Raw genomic sequence first — 2,872 nt, 5'->3', positions numbered from 1 at the left:
CATTTGCGGTCTCTCTCCGTTAGCGGTGCCGGCGATATTGGGCACCTTATTGATCTCAAAACAAAACGCGTCAGCCGTCGAAGGTCAGATATTTCGAAGGTCAGATATTTCCCCCTGACCTGTCCGGTTCGCTGGCCGCCACCGGCCTGGGTGCGGCCTCCTTCACCGGGAAGAACGTGTAGGACAGGGTGATGGTCTTGACGCCGTCGTTCTCGCTGTCGGCGGCAAAAGCCGGATCGACATAGAAGACGACAGGCATCTCCCGCTTCTCGCCCGCCGCCAGGGTCTGCTCGGTGAAACAGAAGCAGTTGATCTTGGTGAAGTAGGATCCGACCGTCAGCGGCGTGACGTTATAGGCCGCCTGTCCGTGGGTGGCGCCGGTCGCCTCGTTGGTGACGGTGTAATACACCGTGGCGACTTCGCCGATCCGGACATTTATCTCGGTCTGCTCCGCCTCGAACTTCCATGGCAGTCCGGTGGAGACGTTGGCGTCGAAGCGCACCGCCACCGTGCGCGAGAGCGGCGGCGCGTGCGGCGCGGCCTTCGCCACCTGGGTGGTTCCGTTGAAACCGGTGGTGCGGCAGAACCAGTTGTAGAGCGGCACCGCCGCATAGGCTGCGCCGACCATCACCGCGACCAGCAGGCCGCAGGCGGCGCCGATCCTCACGTCGCGGCCGATGCGGCCCACAGCCTTCGGCGCAGCCGAAGTCGCGACCGACGTCACGACCAACGTCTCCGGCGCGGCCTTAGCCGGCGTGGACGCCGTCGGGACGGGTTGCTGCGGGAGGTCGGGCGCGCCGGTCATATCAATCACATCGGACGGACGAGAACGCCCGGCCCCTTGACGAAGGTAACCGCGAAGAACAGCAGGACCAGGATTCCGAGCGCGCAGGCGATTGCAATCGATCGCTCACGCTGCCGCTTTTTCTGGGCCTCGGTGAGAACGACCCTGTTCGGCTTCTCGTCTTTGTTGTCCATCGCACCATGCGCCCTCTCTACCAGATCAACGGCACGACGGCCTTCACGACCACATCGAGCAGCAGAACGGCGAACAGCGCGAACAGATAGAGGATCGAGAACGCGAACAGACGCCGCGTCGCGCGCAGCGCCTGGCTGCCGGTGCGATGGCGATAGACATTGATGGCGAGCACCAGCATGCCGGCGCCCAGCACCAGCGAGGTGACGCCGTAGACCCAGTCGAAATAGCCGAGCGGCCAGGGCGCCGCGGCGATCGCCACCAGCACGATGGTATAGAGCAGGATCTGCAGCCGCGTCGCGTCCGGACCGGCGACCACCGGCAGCATCGGCACCCCGGCGCGGGCATAGTCATCGGAGCGGAACAGCGCCAGCGCCCAGAAATGCGGCGGCGTCCAGAAGAAGATGATCAGGAACAGCAGCAGCGGCTCAACCGACAGCGACCCCGTCGCCGCCGCCCACGCCACCACCGGCGGCAGCGCGCCGGCGGCGCCGCCGATCACGATGTTCTGCGCGGTCCGCCGCTTCAGCCCCATCGTGTAGATCACAACGTAGAAGAAGATCGTGAAGGCGAGCAGTCCGCCGGCGTACCAGTTGACCAGCGCGCCCAGCGTCATCACCGAGAAGAACGACAGCGTCAGGCCGAACCCCATCGCCTCGCCGCGCGTGATGCGGCCACGCGGGATCGGCCGGTTGGCCGTACGCGACATCAGCACGTCGATGTCGCCTTCCAGCGCCATGTTCAGCGCCCCCGAGGCCCCGGCGCCGACCGCGATGCACAGGATCGAGATGAAGCCCAGCACCGGGTGCACATGGCCCGGCGCGATCATCAACCCCACCAGCGCGGTGAAGATCACGAGCGACATCACCCGTGGCTTCAGCAGCGCAAAGTAATCGGCGACACTCGCCTCCGATACCCGGGGCGGCAGTTCGGTGGCTTTCTGATCGACAACCGACACGGCACAACTCGCTTTGTTGGGGGGTGCGCGGCGCATCAGCGCGCCGCGTCCGGTTCGCTTTGTTGGGTACGCGGCGCGCAGGGGCGCGCGCCGCGTACGGTCACGTTACTGCACCTTCGGCAGCGTTCCGAACTGGTGGAACGGCGGAGGCGACGACAGCGTCCACTCCAGCGTGGTGGCGCCTTCGCCCCACGGATTGTCGGCCGCCGGCTGCTTGCGCGCGAAGGCGTCGACCAGGCCGTAGAGGAAGACCACCGCGCCAAGCCCTGCCATGAAGGCGCCGTAGGACGAGACCTCGTTCCAGCCCGCGAACGCATCCGGATAGTCGACCGAGCGCCGCATCATGCCCTGCAGACCAAGGAAGTGCTGCGGGAAGAACAGGACGTTGGCGCCGATGAACATCAGCCAGAAGTGCAGCTTGGCGATGGTCTCGTTGTACATGTAGCCCGAGATCTTCGGGAACCAGTAGTACCAGCCCGCGAAGATCGAGAACACCGCGGCGATGCCCATCACGTAGTGGAAGTGCGCGATGACGTAGTAGGTCTCCTGCATCACGCGGTCGACGCCCGCATTGGCCAGCACCACGCCGGTCACGCCGCCAACCGTGAACAGGAAGATGAAGCCGAGCGCAAACATCATCGGCGCCCTGAACTCGATCGAGCCGCCCCACATGGTGGCGATCCACGAGAACACCTTCACGCCCGTCGGCACCGCGATCACCATGGTCGCCGCGACGAAGTAGGCCTGCGCCGACGACACCATGCCGACCGTGTACATGTGGTGCGCCCACACCACGAAGCCGATGCCGCCGATCGCGACCATCGCATAGGCCATGCCGAGATAACCGAAGATCGGCTTCTTCGAGAACGTCGAGACCACATGGCTGATCATGCCGAAGCCCGGCAGAATCAGGATGTACACCTCGGGATGACCGAAGA

Annotated in this window: 4 protein-coding genes; all 4 read right to left on the bottom strand. The window is 65.1% G+C overall.

The annotated features are described in order from the left end of the window. Positions 1 to 100: 100 nt before the first annotated feature. Positions 101 to 805, bottom strand: a complete 705-nt coding sequence (locus BGO16_RS03700) for a cytochrome c oxidase assembly protein (protein WP_292617252.1) — start codon at positions 803 to 805, stop codon at positions 101 to 103. Positions 806 to 810: 5 nt separating this feature from the next. After that, positions 811 to 978 (bottom strand): CoxF protein, encoded by a 168-nt coding sequence (locus tag BGO16_RS03695; protein ID WP_292617251.1) that lies wholly within the window; start codon positions 976 to 978, stop codon positions 811 to 813. Between the two features lie 17 nt (positions 979 to 995). Beyond that, positions 996 to 1,934 (bottom strand): heme o synthase, encoded by a 939-nt coding sequence (locus BGO16_RS03690; protein WP_292617250.1) that lies wholly within the window; start codon positions 1,932 to 1,934, stop codon positions 996 to 998. 105 nt (positions 1,935 to 2,039) lie between these two features. Then, the coding region (locus tag BGO16_RS03685) for a cbb3-type cytochrome c oxidase subunit I (protein WP_292617249.1) at positions 2,040 to 2,872 on the bottom strand (833 nt) is incomplete at its 5' end.

It is taken from the genome of Nitrobacter sp. 62-23, from assembly GCF_001897285.1.
Classification (GTDB): domain Bacteria; phylum Pseudomonadota; class Alphaproteobacteria; order Rhizobiales; family Xanthobacteraceae; genus Nitrobacter.
The sequence above is the reverse complement of the archived record's forward strand: the minus strand, read 5'-3'. Positions and strand labels throughout refer to the sequence as shown.

Bases quoted from the DNA above. Each gene is read 5' to 3' on its own strand.
- BGO16_RS03700 (WP_292617252.1), bottom strand. From the start codon at position 805: ATGACCGGCGCGCCCGACCTCCCGCAGCAACCCGTCCCGACGGCGTCC.
- BGO16_RS03695 (WP_292617251.1), bottom strand. From the start codon at position 978: ATGGACAACAAAGACGAGAAGCCGAACAGGGTCGTTCTCACCGAGGCC.